Origin of the sequence: Segatella copri (genome assembly GCF_019249655.2) — a bacterium.
Lineage (GTDB): Bacteria > Bacteroidota > Bacteroidia > Bacteroidales > Bacteroidaceae > Prevotella.
In genome coordinates this window covers 13,760-30,758 of record NZ_CP137557.1, presented here as the reverse complement: position 1 = coordinate 30,758, position 16,999 = coordinate 13,760, and the positions used below count along the sequence as shown (strand labels likewise).

9 protein-coding genes are annotated in these 16,999 nt (G+C 49.0%); 1 reads left to right on the top strand and 8 read right to left on the bottom strand.

Features of this window, described 5'->3' with window-relative positions:
• Positions 1–13 precede the first annotated feature (13 nt).
• Entirely contained in the window at positions 14–2,455 is a 2,442-nt protein-coding gene (locus tag KUA49_RS00080; protein WP_218411728.1) for a glycosyl hydrolase 115 family protein, read from the bottom strand.
• A 240-nt stretch (positions 2,456–2,695) separates the two neighbouring features.
• Here KUA49_RS00080 and KUA49_RS00075 point away from each other — a divergent pair, with 240 nt between their 5' ends.
• Positions 2,696–3,115 (top strand): hypothetical protein, encoded by a 420-nt coding sequence (locus tag KUA49_RS00075; RefSeq protein WP_203041632.1) that lies wholly within the window; start codon positions 2,696–2,698, stop codon positions 3,113–3,115.
• 506 nt (positions 3,116–3,621) lie between these two features.
• Here the strand turns inward: KUA49_RS00075 and uxuA are convergent.
• The 7 genes from uxuA to KUA49_RS00040 all read right to left on the bottom strand — a co-directional run bounded on the left by uxuA (position 3,622) and on the right by KUA49_RS00040 (position 16,990).
• Positions 3,622–4,893: a mannonate dehydratase gene (uxuA, locus tag KUA49_RS00070; protein ID WP_203041634.1), complete on the bottom strand. Its 1,272-nt coding sequence runs from the start codon at positions 4,891–4,893 to the stop codon at positions 3,622–3,624.
• A 33-nt stretch (positions 4,894–4,926) separates the two neighbouring features.
• Positions 4,927–6,516 (bottom strand): mannitol dehydrogenase family protein, encoded by a 1,590-nt coding sequence (locus KUA49_RS00065; RefSeq protein ID WP_218411727.1) that lies wholly within the window; start codon positions 6,514–6,516, stop codon positions 4,927–4,929.
• 170 nt (positions 6,517–6,686) lie between these two features.
• Positions 6,687–8,066: a DNA recombination protein RmuC gene (gene rmuC, locus KUA49_RS00060; protein WP_218411726.1), complete on the bottom strand. Its 1,380-nt coding sequence runs from the start codon at positions 8,064–8,066 to the stop codon at positions 6,687–6,689.
• 483 nt (positions 8,067–8,549) lie between these two features.
• Positions 8,550–10,868 (bottom strand): glycoside hydrolase family 3 N-terminal domain-containing protein, encoded by a 2,319-nt coding sequence (locus KUA49_RS00055; RefSeq protein WP_218411725.1) that lies wholly within the window; start codon positions 10,866–10,868, stop codon positions 8,550–8,552.
• A gap of 52 nt (positions 10,869–10,920) precedes the next feature.
• Positions 10,921–11,907, bottom strand: a complete 987-nt coding sequence (locus tag KUA49_RS00050) for a hypothetical protein (RefSeq protein ID WP_256624751.1) — start codon at positions 11,905–11,907, stop codon at positions 10,921–10,923.
• Positions 11,908–11,979: 72 nt separating this feature from the next.
• Positions 11,980–13,755 (bottom strand): SusD/RagB family nutrient-binding outer membrane lipoprotein, encoded by a 1,776-nt coding sequence (locus KUA49_RS00045; RefSeq protein ID WP_218411723.1) that lies wholly within the window; start codon positions 13,753–13,755, stop codon positions 11,980–11,982.
• A 58-nt stretch (positions 13,756–13,813) separates the two neighbouring features.
• Positions 13,814–16,990, bottom strand: a complete 3,177-nt coding sequence (locus KUA49_RS00040) for a SusC/RagA family TonB-linked outer membrane protein (protein WP_218411722.1) — start codon at positions 16,988–16,990, stop codon at positions 13,814–13,816.
• Positions 16,991–16,999 lie beyond the last annotated feature (9 nt).

Genomic DNA, 16,999 nt, shown 5'->3' with positions numbered 1-16,999 from the left:
ATCTAACCTAATTTCAATACAGATATACTTGGTCTAAGACCATACCATCATCCAGAGCCTTGATGCTGAGGAGATGTTTCTTCCGCTTGGTGATGGGCAGCTGGATGCACACACGAGCCTGGCATTGCAGGGTGTTCACCTTCCACAGCTCGCTTCTTCCCTTAGTCTGATACTCCTTGACGACAGGATTTCCACCATCCAGCGAGAGAGCGAACCGTAACTTGTTATCCACAGGATGAGTCGGAACCCAACGAACTTCGATGGTAACCGAATCACCCTTCACCTTCCTACCTTCGAAAGCAAAACCTATTTCCTGATTTCTGACTATGCCAGCCGCCTTGCCTTCGTAGCCCAATCCATACCATGCGGCAGGATTGCCCACGGTGGCATCTGTGGCGTTCCATTTCGCAATATATTCAGGCATTTTCACCATCGGCTGGGTAGCCTCCGTATGCGGCACGCGGCGGAACACCGGCTGCTTGCGAGGCTCAAAATCCATGATTCCGTTCCACTTGCCGTGGTTGTAATACCCCTGGTTGTAAATCTTGGTCAGGCTCACGATGCTGTCGTATGCCGCATCGCTCTTGGCCCAATATCCTGCGCCCCAGTCCTTGGATGTTTCCTTTCCGTGGCGGGCCAGCTGCCCATAGAGCAACTTATTGTTCATCTGGGCAGCTGCCTGCACGGGATATTTGAATAGTTGATAGAACTCATCCTTTCGCTCCTTAGGCAGATTGCCTTTGGCTATCGCCTTGTTGAGCATCTTTTCAATTCTCTCAGATTCATCTGCCAGCTCCTTGTAATCTGCCAGGCGGGCGTTGATATACTGCTCGCTCCAAGGTAGGTCGCTGATAATGCTGTATTTCTTGTCTCTTTCCTCACATCTCGTGTTGCCCAGGAACTCCGGCTTGCGGATGTATGCCAGACGATAGCTCTCCTGCATCACAGGCAGCATCTTCTCTGCCAACTGCTTGCCGAACTCGCGGGTCCAGAAGTTCATCTCGTGCTGAGCCAGCCAATCATTATTAGGCAGCAGATCCTTGTCGGCACTGTCGCCCGGATAGATGCTGTTCATGTTCCACGCCATATCCAGGAAGAGTTCTATCTGATACTCGGCAGGCTTGATGTCGCCCACGTTCAGAATCCAAAACTTCTGGATGCCCTTGTGCCAAGCCATCGACATCTGCTGATACATCACCGATGGCGAGAAGGTGCCGAGCCAGAGGTAATCGTGCGGACGGCCCCAGTAACTCACGTGGTAGTAGATGCCGTTGCCACCCTTGCGGGCACCCTCTGCGGCTGTAGGAAAGTGGCGCACCATTCCGTAATTGTCGTCACACCATACCAGGCACACGTCCTCCGGCACCTGCAAGCCTGCATGATACACGTCGAGCACCTCCTTGTAAGGCACGAACAGCTGAGGCACCTGCGTCACATCCTTCTCCACATATTTTCCCAATAACCCTCTCTGCGCCTTCAAGACGCTATCTAATACTGTTTTTTGCTCCTTCACGGTCTTGGCTCCCTGCATCGCTCCGTCGTGTACGCCTCGCATACCTATGGTGTAGAGGATAGGCTGACCAGCCACCTCCTTCACTCTGTCTTCCCAGAACTGGAGCACGTTTCCCCTGTTATGCACAAAGTCATACTGTCCCTTGCCTCTTGCCGGCCATTCGCCAGCCGTGCTCGAAGCCATCGGCTCGCAATGGGAACCGCCTATGTAGATGCCATACTGCTGAGCCACCTCTCTGTTGCCCTGAGTCAGGAAGAAAGGCTTGGTGCATTCGTGCATCGCTGGCCAATAGGTGTTGGCACGAAGACGGAGCAGCAGCTCGAAGATGCGGGCATTGGTCTTCGGGCCGATATGCCCCTTGATATCCGATGGCTCGTAGGTCTTGCCCGACCATGGCATCAAGCCCCAATCCTCATCGTTGATGAAGATGCCGCGGAACTCCACCGATGGCGCCTGCTCGTTGCGATAGCCATCCTTCAGATTGAAACCGTCGAGATGCTTCGGCTTGGCATCCGCCCACCATTCCCAAGGCGATACGCCCAGCAATCTGGAAACTTCCAGGATGCCGTAGGCGAGTCCGTGGTCGTCGCTACCTTTTATATATAGGTTGCCATTCTCTGCTTTTATCTGAAACGCCTCCTTCTTGTAAGCGAAGGCTGCAGCATCCTTAGAAAGAATGATGATGTTCTTATCAGAACTTCCCTCAGAAGATTCATTCTTATCAGAAGTCTTGCCGAGAGAAGCCATCTGCAGTTTCATCTCACTTCCCAGCACCTTCTTGATGTCGCCCTGCAACATTTTCAGTGCAGTCTTAGCCACAGGTGCCATCTGCATGGTATCTCCTTTTATAACCACCTGGCTTTCAGTCTTGAGGTCGAAGGCAAATGATGATAGGCTCATCCATGCAGCCAGACCTGCGAATAATATCTTTTTATATCTCATTTATATCCATCATTTAAAGGTTATTTGCATTTTCTTCTGCAAAGGTAATACTAATCAATAAATTGGAATGCGTAAAATTCATCAAAAAGCAGTAAAATTCATCAATCATTGCATTTAAAGGTATGGCTTTTCGAGTTATTTTTTGTACTTTTGCAGCCGATAACGCATCTGGCGAATAAAGACAGAAGCAAAAACGGTTTTTAAAAAGAAAGATAAGAAATAACAAAGAAAAGAGATAAAATGAAGAAGATATTATACTTTGTGGCAGCCTTGGCTGCAACTTCCTTTATCACGACGATGGGCACAAGCTGCAAGTTTGCACCCGATCAGCACGACGGCGACACGGTAGCTGCCAGCGAGTTCTATCCGGAAGATACCGCTGCCATCCATGCCAAGAAGACGGCGAAGATGGCTGCAATGAAAGCCATCAAGGATAGCGTGGGCATCTACTACATAGGAAGCGGTTCTACCAAGGACATCATCCAGCTGATCTCCTACCCTTCCCGTCGCGACACAATGATATTCGGCAAGACCCGCCACGTGAAGGTGAAGGGTAATGCCGATATCAACCACGTGGTTAGAGTGGATTACTACCTGCTCAACGGCAAGGATTCATTAGTGAAATATGTGGAGGAAGTGGAGCTCAAAACAAAGGAATAAAGCAATGATTAGGGCTCAGGGGAGATTGTTTATCCACGGACAATCTCCCCTGAGCCTTCTTTATTGGCTAAATCTTATATAACTTTTAGCCAATAATACATATTTTTAAGCATTATTGGCAAAAATAAGTGGTACATTTAGCCAATAACCATAAAATCAGCATAAAAAAAAGAGGGTGTGTCAAAAGTCCAAGACACACCCTCTATTTTGTTTCTTCATCGTTTTTCTTCATCGGATTACGCACGGAATTTAAACGGATTTGGCCTTACGGCCATTGGGCTAGCGCATTCGCATTCCTGCTTTAGGGGGTATCGCCACGACCGCCAGGTCGAGTTTCCGTTTAAAATCCGTGAGTAATCCGAGGAAGGCGGTTAAGGTTCCGTTTATTCCGCGTAATCCGATGAATAATGACACACCCTCCTTTTTCGTATTTTATCTAACCTGAATTTCAAATCACTTAATAGCCTATAAACTAAGCCTATAAACTACAAACTATAAACTATCAACTAATCATAGAATCCCGGCTGCTTGTACTCTATGCCCAGCTCATCATCCACGGTAGCAATCACGCCCTGAATCTGACCCATGGCAAACATGCGGCCCAGGAGGGTGTAACCGGCATTGTGGCCGTGGTTGCTCTCATCAAATACGCCGCCTGGCTCATCGGTGAAGGTCATACCGTGATCTACTCGCATAGGCAGTCTGCGACCCGAATTGCACTTGCCTTCCTGCTCTGCCTTCTCGAAGATGCGGCAAAGATCTATCAGGTGGCCACGACCACCCAGGTGAGAAGCCTCCGTGAAGTTGCCGTTAGGGAAGATGTAGCAGGAACGAAGGTGAACGAAGTGGGTGCGGTCGGCAAACTGCTTCGCCATAGCCACACAGTCGTTGTGCTCGCCGGCAGAGAATGAACCTGCACAGAAAGTCAAACCGTTGTGCTTGTTTGGCACAGCATCCAACATCCACTGGATATCCTCGGCACGACCGATGATTCTTGGCAAGCCGAATACTGGATAAGGAGGATCATCCGGGTGAACACACATGTTGATATCGTATTCATCGCAGATAGGCATGATGGCCTCCAGCCAATACTTCATGTTCTCCTGCAACTTCTTCTTGTCGATGCCATCATAAAGTTTCAACAGGTCGCGGAACTTCTGTACAGGAGCCGAGTCGCCCTCGCTGAAGTTACCCGATACGAAACCCTGGGTCTTGATGATGATATTCTCTACCAAGGCATGATCCTGCTCTGGTGTAGAAGTCTTCTTGATTTCATCAGCCTCAGCCACCAGGTCTCTGCCCCACTTGTGCTCCTTAGAGAACTCAGCCCAATCCTCACGGGCACCTTCACGCTGGAGGATGTAGATATCGAAGTAGGCAAACTCGCCCCAGTTCATATAGAGGTTGTTGGCTCCGTTAGGATTCTCGTGTGCCAAATCGGTACGAGCCCAGTCCAAAACCGGCATGAAGTTGTAACAGATGCACTTGATGCCTTCCTCGCCCAGGTTGCGGAGACTCTGCTTATAGACCTCAATCTGATGGTCACGGTCGGGGCCGCCATACTTCAAGGTTTCAACCACTGGCAAAGACTCAACCACGCTCCATTTCATACCGTAAGACTCGATGTACTCCTTGAGCTCATGAATCTTCTCGCGTGTCCAAACCTCGCCCAGAGGAACATCGTGCAATGCGGTAACGATGCCCTCTACACCAATCTGCTTCAACTGTGCAAGTGTAATCTTATCCTTCTTGCCAAACCAGCGCCATGTTCTTTCCATATATATTATATAATGTATAAGTTTAAAAATGAATTATCTTGCTGCAACATATTTATGCAATGTCTGTCTTACGGCACCCTTGCCGGCGAAGAGTTCCTTTACCATGCCCTCAATCTGCTCGCCGAAGCCAGCCTCATAGAGATCGAGTCCGAATACATCCTTGCGGGAATAGAGATTCTTCAGGCAAGAATAGTCCTGATCTGCCTTGCCTACCTCCAGAGGAGCCACGATGGCCTGGAGTTCTGCCAACAATGGGTCGGAAGATGGCTCGAATGGCTTTAGGTTATCATCCAATGCCTTGAGATAACGGGCGTAACCTGCCAATACCAATGGAATCAGCACAAGGTTGCTCTTGTCGAGACCACGGTCGATATACTTCTTGATGGTCTCACCGAAACGGATAGAGAGCTTCTGGCTGGTATCGGTAGCGATGCGCTGAGGAGCATCTGGCATGAATGGGTTAGGCAGACGCTTGTTGATAACGGTGCCGATAAACTCGTATGGATTCAATACGCCTGGGTCTGTAACCACTGGCATCGCCTCGATGTAACCAATCTTCTGGATGAAGGCACGAAGGTCTTCATCAGCCATCTCGGCAGAAATCAGAGTATAGTCGAGCATGCAGCCATAGATAGACATCGCTGTATGCAATGGGTTCAGACAGGTGGTTACCTTCATGGTCTCCACCTCATCCACAGTCTTGCGGGTGGTATAGAGCGCACCGCCCAGCTCCAATGGTGGGCGACCGTTGGTATAGGTATCCTCGCAAACGAGATACTGCACTTCCTCTGCATTCACGAAAGGAGCGGTGAAGGTATGCTTTTCGGTGATGATGGTATCGTTGTCCTCGAAACCATCCTCGGCAAGCATCGCCTGTACCTTCTCGTGAGGACGAGGGGTAATCTTATCAATCATAGACCAAGGATAGGTTACCTTGCTGCTGTCGTTGATGTAATCCAGGAATCCAGCCTCAACGATGCCATCCTTTACCCAGCGCTCGGCGTAAGCCTTGACGCCAGCCTTTACATGGTCGCCATTGTGAGAACAGTTGTCTGTTGACTGAAGGGTTACAGGCAACTTGCCAGCCTTATAACGCTCATAGAGAAGAGCCGTGAGCTTACCCATGGCGAAGACTGCATCGAGACCACGAGCCAAATCGGCATCATTGAAAGAATATCCCTTCTCTGTGATGGTGAAAGTTACCATCTGCAGACTTGGTGCCTGGAAGATCTGAACCAATCGGGCCCAATCCTCCCCAAACTGCTTATCCGCCTTGAGGCTTTCTGTGATAGAAGCGATGACCTTCTTCTCGATGGTTCCGTTGCTCTGGAGGCTGACGAGAAGCGAGAGGTTATGATAAGGGCGATAAGCCTTGTCGATGATTTCGTAGTCGAAGCTTTCGGCCACGATTACGCCACGATCGTACTTGCCCGTGTTGAGCGCATCGTTGAGGATGGCTGCCGGGAAAGCACGGAAGATGTTACCTGCGCCGAAGTGAACCCAAGTAGGCTCGTCGTGAGTCTTCTTAGCTACGGCTGCGATGTCATACTGAGGAAGCTGATAACCTTTAGCTTCCCATTCTGCAGCATTAAAGCTGTCTGAAAGAATTTCGTTCAGTTTCATGATTATACGGTATTTTTTGATTGTTCCATGTATGCGCCTATCTTTCCGAATAGGCGTGGCAAAAGTACAAAGAAAAATCGAAAACCGCTCATTTTTAGAGAACTAATTTCAAAAAATGAACGATTAACAAATACTTTTGAACAATATGGTAAAACCAGGAAAAGAAAATGTTACAATTCCTCCAGCGATTTGATCTGCTTCTTCGGCGTAACGCCCAGCCCTTTCAGGCTTTCCACCCTGCGCATCACGTTGCCGCTTCCATCGTAAAGCTGCTTTCTTGCCTTGTCGAAGGTGCCGGAAAGGCGGGTTATCAGATCGCCGATGCCCAGGAAAGTATCTTCGAAAGTCGCTACCTTATCATATAGGTCGGCTGCCGTCTTCACGATTTTCTCCACATTCTTGTTCTGTCGGTCGTACTGCCAAAGATTATACGCCAGCTGCAGCGCCATAAGCAGATTGCTTGGCGAGATGATAATAATCTTCTTCTGGTAAGCATAGCGGCTGAGGTCGGGCTGCTGCTTCATGGCAGCGATATAGCTGGTTTCGTTAGGGATGAACATCAGGACAAAACCGATGGCATCATCCACCAGTTTGGAGTAATCCTTTTCGGCAAGTTCGTCGATATGCTTACGGACACTGAGGGCATGCGCCTTCATCAACCGCTCGCGTTCCTCATCGTTACCGGCAGCCAAGGCATCGGTATAGGCGGTGAGCGAAACCTTGGAATCTATCACCACGCTTCTGCCCTCCGGGAAGCGGACGATGACATCGGGGCGGAAGTTCTTGCCGTTCTCGTCCTTGGTGTTCTCCTGAATAAAGAACTCTTCGTCTTTGCGCAGACCGCTATTCTCAAGGATGGTTTCCAGCACCATCTCGCCCCAGTCGCCCTGCATCTTGCTGTCGCCCTTCAATGCCTTGGTGAGGTTGGCGGCATCGGATCCTATCTTTGATGTCTGCTCTTTCAGACTCGATACAGCCTGCTGCTGCTCCTGCTGGAAGAGTTTCATCGTAGCCTCGAAGGTATTCTGCAGTTCTTTCTTGTTCACTTCGTTCTGGGTCTTGCTCTCTTCTACCGATTTCTTGAAATCGGCGAATTGCTCCTTGATTGGTTTCAGAAGCTCGTCCATCTGAAGTCGGTTGTTTTCCTGCAAGGCAGATTGCTTGGCTGCGAGCTGTTCTGCCACCACCCGCTGCTGCTCGATGGTCATGCGATTCATTTCCTGCTTCAGGTTTTCGAGTTTCTGTGCCCACTGCTGGTCGCTTTCCGCCCTGAGTTTGGCGGCATACTGCCGCTCGTTCTCCATCTGAGCTTTTAAGGATTGAACTTCTGAAGCATGAGAATCCTTCAGACCTTGAACCTCTACAGCATGAGATTGCTTCAGGGATTGAACCTCAGAAGCATGATGCAGATTGCTCTGTTCAATGTTAGCCTGCAGCACCTGCGCCTTCGCAACAAGCTGCGTTTTCTCCTCTCCCGCCTTCTTGGCTTCCAGCAGTTTGCCCACGAAGAAGCCGATGGCAAGACCAATGACTATTCCTATTATTTCCATTATCTTTGTTTTAAATGATTCTGTAAATCTGCAAAAAATTGTTTTGCAAAATTAATGTTTTCAAAACATAAAACCAAACATCATGGGGGATTCTTGTAGATATTTAACTCTTCTGCATTTAACTATGCAAACAAAAAGAGCGCACCGCTATTGGCACGCTCTTTTCTTTAACTCATCATCTTTTAAATATACATTACTGAAGTTTCGCAAGTAGCATTCTACCGTCCCCGAAGGGGGCGAATGTGAATAACCGCGGGTGGAATGCCCGAAGGGAATGGAACCTGCGGATAGTTACAGATACTCTCTTATCGTCCCCGAAGGGGGCGAACAGGAGCAAGACTGGATGTGGTTCGCCCCCTTTGGGGACGCTTTCTCCCTACTATTGGTTGTCCGCAGGTTCCATGACCTTTGGTCATTCCACCAGCGGTTATTGAAAGTTGGCCCCCTTCGGGGACCGGAGGTTACTTGCGAAACTTGAATACATTATCGATTGGCAGTAGGCCACTGATAAGTATCAGTGCAATGGATATCAGCACTCTGGTCGGCAATCATCAACTTGAAGTCGCCTTCCTCCAATCTCCATTTGCCATTCCAACCAACGAAGGCCAAATCGTCTGCCTTTAATTCAAATGTCATGGTCTTGGTCTCACCAGGCTGAAGTTCCACCTTGTCGAAGGCACGGAGACGACGGCCATCAGGCACCATACTGGCGATGAGATCGCTGCTAAACAGGAGGACACTCTCCTTGCCTGCCACCTTTCCCGTATTCTTCACATCCACGCTCACCTTGATGATGTCGCCGTGGCGGAAATCAGACTGAGAAACCTTCAGGTTGCTATATTTGTAAGAGGTGTAGCTCAAACCATATCCGAAGCCCCACTGCTGAGTAATCTTCGCATTGTAGTCGTAAGCACCTTCCATCGTACCCACCTCCTCACTCTTCTTGAAGTCATAGTTGGCGAGCGAATTGATTTCCTTTGGATAAGTGTAAGGCATCTTGCCACTGAAATTTGACTTGCCCGATACCAGGTTTGCCAAGGCATCGCCGCCCATGTTGCCAGGGATAAGGATGTCGATGATGCCCTGTGCCAATGGTTCGATGTCAGCGATGAGACGAGGACGACCTTCATTCAATACCAGAACGACAGGCTTACCGGTCTTGGCGAGTTCCTTCACGAGATTACGCTGGTTCTCTGAAAGCCAAAGGTCGGACAGATTGCCCGGAGTCTCTGTGTAAGAGTTCTCACCGATGCAGGCAACGATGATGTCAGCATCCTTTGCTGCATCAACTGCGCCCTGAATCTGAGGTTCGTTCTCCTCCCAGTATTTTCCCTTCTCATTATAGGTAACACCCTGGTTCAAGATGACATTCTCCTTGCCATACTCATTACAAAATGCCTCATAGATGGTATTGTACTTGCCGGCAAACTCATCAGCACGATGACCCTGCCAGGTATAGCTCCATCCACCGTCCAGGCAGCGCATCTGATTGGCATTAGGACCCGTGAGGAGAATCTTCTTGCCATGCTGCAAAGGAAGGATATTACCCTCGTTCTTCAGGAGCACCATACTCTCGGTAGCTCCCTCCAAGGCGATCTTGGCAAACTCCTTGCCACCAAACTTAGGATAATTCTTCAGTTTCTGGGTTGGGTTTTTGAAGAGGTCGAGACGGTACTTCATGCGAAGCACACGGCGGCAGGCATCATCGATACGACTCATTGGAATCTTACCTTCCTTCACCAGTTCTACAAGATAGCCACAAGCATCGCAAGAATAAGGTTCCATAATCATATCGATACCAGCATTGATGGCAATGCGGAGCGCATCCTTCTTGTCCTTTGCCACCATCTCACGAGTATAGAGATTGTTGATGTCTGCCCAGTCGGTGATAAGCACACCATCCCATCCTGTCTCTTCCTTCAGCCATCCTGTCAGGATGTCCTTGTTGGCATGCATCGGCATACCATTGACGGAAGCGGAATTCACCATCACGGTCAAGGCTCCAGCCTGCAGACCCGCCAGGAAAGGAGCGAAGTGCTTCTCTCGCAAGTCGGCAGGAGAGATATAGGCTGGCGTACGGTCTTTACCGGTCCAAGGCACACCATAGCCCATGAAGTGCTTCATGGAAGTGGCAATGTGATACTGGTCGATGTTGTTTGGGTCCTCGCCCTGGAAACCATAGACCATCGCCTTGCCCATCTCTGAACTGAGGTAGCAATCCTCGCCAAAGTTCTCCCAGATGCGAGGCCAACGGGCATCACGACCGAGGTCAACGGTAGGACTGTAAGTCCAAGGCACGCTCACCGCACGAGTCTCATAAGCGGTAGCCTCAGCCGAACGGCGAGCTATCTCACGATTGAAGGAGGCAGCCACATTGATGTTCTGCGGAAAGAGGGTTCCGCCCTGTGTATAAGTAGAACCATGGTTCTGGTCGAGACCGAAGACACAAGGAATGCCGATGCGCTTCATCGAGATCTTCTGGATTTGCGCGATGTACTTCTCCCACTGCTTGGCGGTAGGTGCACAGGTATTTGGAGCGTTGAGGATAGAGCCAATCTTATAGCGGGAAAGGATAGAATCGGTCTTGTGTTCGTCGATATAGAACACACCGTTCTTGTCGTTGGCACCAAAAAGGTCAGTCACCAATTCCATCATCTGACCTATCTTTTCCTCCAAGGTGAGTTTCTTCAGGGTTTGTTCTACCTGAGCCTCTATCTTAGGGTCGCTCTTGATAACCGGAACATTGGCACTGGCTGTATAAGCCAATGCCAACATTGAAATAGATAATAATATTTTCTTCATAAGTCGTAAAGGTTTGACGTTTTATGATATAAACGGAAATCTTTCTAATATATTATTCAATAGTTACTTTCTTTACGGTATAACCATCACCCACGATGAATAGACCATTCTGCTCAGTCAAGAGTTGGATAGAGAGGTCGGTCAGTTCAAACTTCCATGTAGCAGGTCCATCCACTATGATGTCGCCACGCTCTGGGTCGCCCTTGCCAGTAAGGATGTTATTCCACCAAGAGGTAGCAGCAGTACCCTGACCATTTCCATCTACATAGACACGGAGGATGGTGCCAGCCTTCACCTTTGAGAGGAAGGTATCCTTCAAGGCATCGAATGGTGTACCCCATGTCACGGCAAACTCACCTTCCCAGATGGTGTTCTCCATAGATGGGCGAGCCTCGGTGGTTACCTTGATGGTACCGCCAGAGAACTGGTTGCCCTCACCATCTACCAAAGTGATATCATAGTCACCATTCTCCAAACCTGTAGGAGCTGTGAGCTTCAAGGCAGTGCCCTCTTCGAGAACCTCGAAGGCTACTTCCTTGCCACCTACCATTACTTTAGTAACTGTACCGAGATTCTTGCACTTATGGATAGTGGTCTCAGCAGCTGGAGCTACCCAAAGCTCGACGGCATTGGTACCCAAGGCTGGGTCATCGGCAGCAGGAGTTACGGTAACTTTCAAGGTGCGGGATGTGCTCTTACCCTTGGTGGTGGTTGCCACAATCTTCAGTTCATGATTACCTACAGGCAAAGTTTGGTCGATAGTATTACCTTCGGCAATCTGAGTGCCATCGAGCAACCATGTCACAGTGGTGTAGTGAACAGGAGTCACCTTGATTTCCAACTTATAATTAGTCTTGCGGTCTATCTTGGAATCAGCCAAGTCGGTGTTCAAGATACGTGGATTGTCATCTTCGCTGACGGTGAAATATGGATCATCGTCAGAAGAGCAAGAAGACAAGGTAGATGTACCAGCCAGTGCGAAACCCACGGCTAAGAGCATCATCATAGCCTTCAAGACTTTTCCCTTATATTGTTTCATTGTCTTATTCATAATTATTTATTCTATTCTATTGTCCTATAAGACTTAACATTTAACACTTAACATTAAACACTACTTGCTATAGCCCTTTCCGAATGGAGGATTGAAGTCTGGCTGAAGGTTTACATCAGCCTTGTCCCACCAGAGGCGCTTGTGCCAGTTGTCGGTGCCACCCATGCGGTCGATGGCAGCCTTGTAGTTGGCATTGTTGTACTGAGCTTCCAACTCAGGATACTGCAAGCGGACAGGCATAGACCAATCAGAATCCGTATAAGTGAAACCATTCTTGGTCAAGAGATCACGATTCAAGATGGCAGGATAGTCAGAGCGGCGCATGTTAGCCCAACCCTCCGAAGGGTTCATCATGTGGAGAATCCAAGCCTGGGTGTTGATGGTCTCCTTAGGATTGTCACCCAACTTGTTGTTGGCAATGAACTCATTGATCTCATCCTCAGAAATCTTGTTGGACGTGAGATAGTAGTTGTTGAGCAACTCCATGCTGGCACGAACACCAGCCTCGTAGTGACTTTCAGCATCACCACCACCTACATTCCAACCCTTGGTTGCAGCCTCAGCCTTGAGGAACTCTACCTCAGCATAGCTCATCAAGTCGCCAGGGCAAGAAGGCATCTCGAAGTCGATGTTCAGGCAAGGACGACTAGCTCGGGCTATATAATCAGAGTTAGCATAAGTGTTCTCGTCAATCTCTGCATACTTCTTCAAAGGAGGAAGGTCATCCAACGTAGCTGGATTCATCCAGTCTGTGTACCAGGCTGCACCAGGGTTGCAAGGCTCCTCACCGAGGTTCTTGCTCTGGAAGTAAGCCAGGAAATCATCGGTCAAGTCGATGTTCTGCTCCTTATCTGGCTTCACCTGACTACGCTTGATATTGTAGTAGTGGCGACAGATGCGATAGAGACGAGGGTCGTTGGTATTCTGCAACTGATAGAACAAGGTAGAGCATACCATGGTAGGCGATGTGGCATCCTGACCATAGAGAATCTCTCCCAAGGCATTGGTACGGAAATCATAATCATTGGCTCCATCATAATAGGTAAATGGAGCATCAGCATACTTGATATAAGCATCATCTGCTGCACTGGCGATAGCACCGGCAGCCACAGCCTTCTCAAACTCCTCCTTTGCCTTCTGTGGATTAACATCGGAAATGCGCATGGCATAGCGCATACGGAGTGCATTGGCATACTTCTTCCACTGAGCTACATCACCACCCATGCTGGTGACATCACCAGAAATGTGGTCGGTACCTGTGCCAAGCTGCTTCTCGCAAGCGTCAAGTTCATCGAAGAACCAGCTGTAGAGTTCCTCTACGGTATCATACTTAGGGGTGGAGATACCTGAGATATAACCCAGACCTGCCTCCGAACAAGGCACGTCACCGTAGGTATCTGCCAAAACTGCCGTGAGATAGACACGGTGGATACGAAGTGCCGCATTCAAGTTTGCCTTGTCAGCAGAATTGTGGATGGCATCCACAAGGTTCTTGATACTGATTTCATAATAGCGGTCCCAAACTCGACGGGACATATCATCTTCTCTGAAATTAGAACCAGCGTAATTGGTTACATTCCAACCACCAGCGAAATACTGTGGAAAACCAGATATATAGTTACGGTAGGTATCCATCAGACTGAAGTCACCGTAAGTCTGCAACAAAGCTGTTGTCAACTGTGCGTTAGGGTCGAGCTCGTTCACCTTGGTCTTGTCGGTATTGATGTTGCTCAAGGTATCATCAGAGCAAGAAGTCATCGCAGTGCCGGTTGCCATCAGGGCGAAAGCCATCATCAGGCTGCTCTTACCTATATATTTCTTGATTATATTGTTCATTTTCTTACCTTATTATATATTAGAACTCTTCTAAAGAAATTGATTCATTTTTTCGAGACTAGAACTTCACGTTCACGTTCAAACCATAACTCTTGCGAGATGGCAGGGAACCATATTCCAGACCGAGACCTGAGGTGTTGTAGCTGGAGTCTGGGTCGATGTTAGGAATGTTCTTCCAAACAATGAATGGGTTACGAGCCACGAAGGATACGGTCAAGCCTTTGACATACTTGCCCAGGATGCTCTCTGGGAAGGTATAGCCGAAAGTAATCTCACGACACTTCACGTAAGAATTGTCGTAAACGAAGGCACTCTGCACGCCATTTGCCACATGCTTCCAGTAATCTTCAGGGTTCACGGCGATGTCGTTCTTGCGATAAGTACCGTCGCCATTGTCGATAACACCCTCTACGACAAATCCCTTGCAGTTACCTGCTTCACGCCATGCGGCAAGGTCCATACCCGAAGCCTTGCGAGCCTCCTCGGAAGTGTACCACTCCTCACGGCCTGCCAATGTTCCCTTTGCCTTACCTGTCTGGTATGCAGAACGCATGGACATAGAGTAGATGTCGGCACCTACCTTCACGTCGAAGGATGCAGAGAGGCGGAAGTTCTTGTAGCTGAAGGTTGAGTAGAAACCACCTGTCCAGTCCCAAGTAGAGTTGCCGATGGTCTTGACCTTCTGGTCAATCTTTGGAAGACCAGTAGCTGCATCGACAACCACCTGTCCCTTGTCGTTGTAGAGGAAGTCGTGTCCACGGATAGCTCCATAGTTCTCGCCAACCTGAGCACCTACTGATACACCACACCATGTGGCCTTGGCAAGCTCAAAATAGTCCATGCCATCTACGAGCGACTTCACCTTGTTGGTATTCTTCGAGAAGTTGACACCCAAGTCCCAAGCGAAGTCCTTGATCTGCAAGGCACGGGCATTGAGGGCAATCTCGACACCCTGGTTCTGAATCTCACCGGCATTGATGAGGCGGTAAGCATAGCCAGAGGTGGTGGTTGAAGCCAAACTCAAAATCTGGTTCTTGGAGTTCTGGTTGTAATAGGTGGCATCCAAGCCCAAGCGTCCGTTAAGGAACTTCATCTCCAAACCTACCTCGTAAGAACCTGTCATTGTAGGCTTCAAATCCTTGTTTGGCTGTGTTGAGTTGGCTATCATACCGATGGTATAACCCGAGTAGCTGTACTTGCCCGTGGTATAGTTGAGTGCCAACAGGTATGGATCGGTATCGCTACCTACCTTTGCCCAAGATGCGCGAATCTTACCATAATTGATGAACTTCTTGTTCTTAATAAACTCAGAGAAAACCAAACTACCCGATACAGATGGATATACGTATGTATTATTATTTGTAGGGAGCGTAGACGACTTATCGCCACGGAGGGTTCCCTCCAAATAGTAAGTATGCTTGTAGCCAAGGCTTGCGCTGGCATAGAGAGAACTGATCTGCTTCTTATACATGCTCTCGCGAGTATTCTGCTCCTGATAGTTCATGATGTTCTTGATGCCATTCATCTGCTGGTTGAGACCGACGTTGGTAGTGGTCTTGTTGTTCACCTTGAAGATGTTACCACCAGCGGTAGCGTTGACATCGAAGTCGCCCCATGAGTTGTTGTAGAGGGCGAGTATCTCGGCGTTGAATGTGCGGTTGTTGAAGATTTGGTCGGTAAGCTTTCCGGCAGGAGTTCCTGGAGTTGTCTTGGCGATGAAGTCCTCGAAGTTCATGCTGTTGATATCGGTACCGATGGTACCCTGCAACTTGAGGTGCTTGTTGATGTTCCAGATTGCCTTACCCGTAAAACGGAACACGTCCTTGTCGGATGTATTGCTGTTCTTATAGAGATCCCAGTATGGGTTCTTGTTATACTGATCGTTACCATTCCAGTTGGAGTAGTTGCCGTCGGCATCCTCATAGTGCTTCAACCAAGCCTGGTCGTAGGTACCAGCCAGGGTCATGAGGTTCTTACCCACGTTGCTCTGAGAGTCACCAAGGGCAGGACGGTTCTTTACCTTCTCACGAGTATAGTTGGCAGTGAAGTCGAAGTCAACAGGACCTGCAGAGGTATTCACACGGAGGTTGAAGTTGTCACGACTCATGTTGGTATTTGGCAAGATATCCTTGTTGCGCATATCCGTAACAGAGAAACGCATACCCGTCTTACCGGAATTCACTGAGAGGATGGCAGAGTTCTGGGTAGTGAAACCTGTGCGGAAGAAATCGGAGGCATTGTTAGGATGCATCATGAATGGACGCTCCTCGCCATCGAAATACTTGAACATGAAGTCATCGGCCTTAGGTCCCCAACTGGCATTGGTACCAGAAGTGCTCGAATTAGGAAGCTCACCATTGTAGCCAGCACCATATATCTCCTGGATGTCGTCCCATTTAGCCAACTGTGTATCGACAGTGTAAGAACCATTGTACTCCACGGAAATCTTATCCTTCTCCGCCTTCTTGGTTGTAATCAAGATAACACCATGGGAAGCACGGCTACCATAGAGGGCAGAGGCTGCAGGACCTTTCAATACGGTCATCGTCTCGATGTCGTCAGGGTTGATGGCAGAGATACCATCACCGAGGTCATAACCACCAGCTTCACCAGCACTGCCAAAGTTGGTATTATCCAAAGGCACACCATCCACCACGTAAAGAGGCTGGTTATTGCCTGCCATTTCTGTATTACCACGAAGAAGCACGCGGGTAGAACCAGAAGCACCGCCAGCGGTGTTCTGCACAACGAGACCAGCCACCTTACCTGAAAGAGAGTTGATAACGTTGGTTTCCTTCGCCTTGGTAAGTTCCTCACCTTTAACCTCCTCCAAGCCATAGCCCAAAGCCTTGCGGTCTCGTTTGATACCGAGGGCGGTGACAACTACCTCATTCAAGGCCTTACCATCCTCTTGCATCGTGATTTTCATGCCATTAGCAGCTTTCACGGTCATCGTCTTGTAACCGATGTAGCTCACTTCAAGCGTTGCTCCAGGCTTGCAGTTCAACGTAAAGTTACCATCTATATCGGTAACGGCACCGTTGGTTGTACCAGCCACCTTCACGCTAGCGCCAATCAAGGTTTCGCCAGTGGCATCCACCACTGTACCCTTGATGCCCTGGTTCTGCTGAACGCTCATCGCAGCATTGTTCATCTGGGCAGCGAGAATGGCAGAAGCAGGCATCCACATCAAACCTGCACCGAGCAGGCCGAGAAACATAGTTTTCTTTCTCATAATTGATAT

Bases quoted from the DNA above. Each gene is read 5' to 3' on its own strand.
- KUA49_RS00080 (WP_218411728.1), bottom strand. From the start codon at position 2,455: ATGAGATATAAAAAGATATTATTCGCAGGTCTGGCTGCATGGATGAGC.
- KUA49_RS00055 (WP_218411725.1), bottom strand. From the start codon at position 10,868: ATGAAGAAAATATTATTATCTATTTCAATGTTGGCATTGGCTTATACA.
- uxuA (WP_203041634.1), bottom strand. From the start codon at position 4,893: ATGGAAAGAACATGGCGCTGGTTTGGCAAGAAGGATAAGATTACACTT.
- KUA49_RS00050 (WP_256624751.1), bottom strand. From the start codon at position 11,907: ATGAAACAATATAAGGGAAAAGTCTTGAAGGCTATGATGATGCTCTTA.
- KUA49_RS00065 (WP_218411727.1), bottom strand. From the start codon at position 6,516: ATGAAACTGAACGAAATTCTTTCAGACAGCTTTAATGCTGCAGAATGG.
- KUA49_RS00040 (WP_218411722.1), bottom strand. From the start codon at position 16,990: ATGAGAAAGAAAACTATGTTTCTCGGCCTGCTCGGTGCAGGTTTGATG.
- rmuC (WP_218411726.1), bottom strand. From the start codon at position 8,066: ATGGAAATAATAGGAATAGTCATTGGTCTTGCCATCGGCTTCTTCGTG.
- KUA49_RS00045 (WP_218411723.1), bottom strand. From the start codon at position 13,755: ATGAACAATATAATCAAGAAATATATAGGTAAGAGCAGCCTGATGATG.
- KUA49_RS00075 (WP_203041632.1), top strand. From the start codon at position 2,696: ATGAAGAAGATATTATACTTTGTGGCAGCCTTGGCTGCAACTTCCTTT.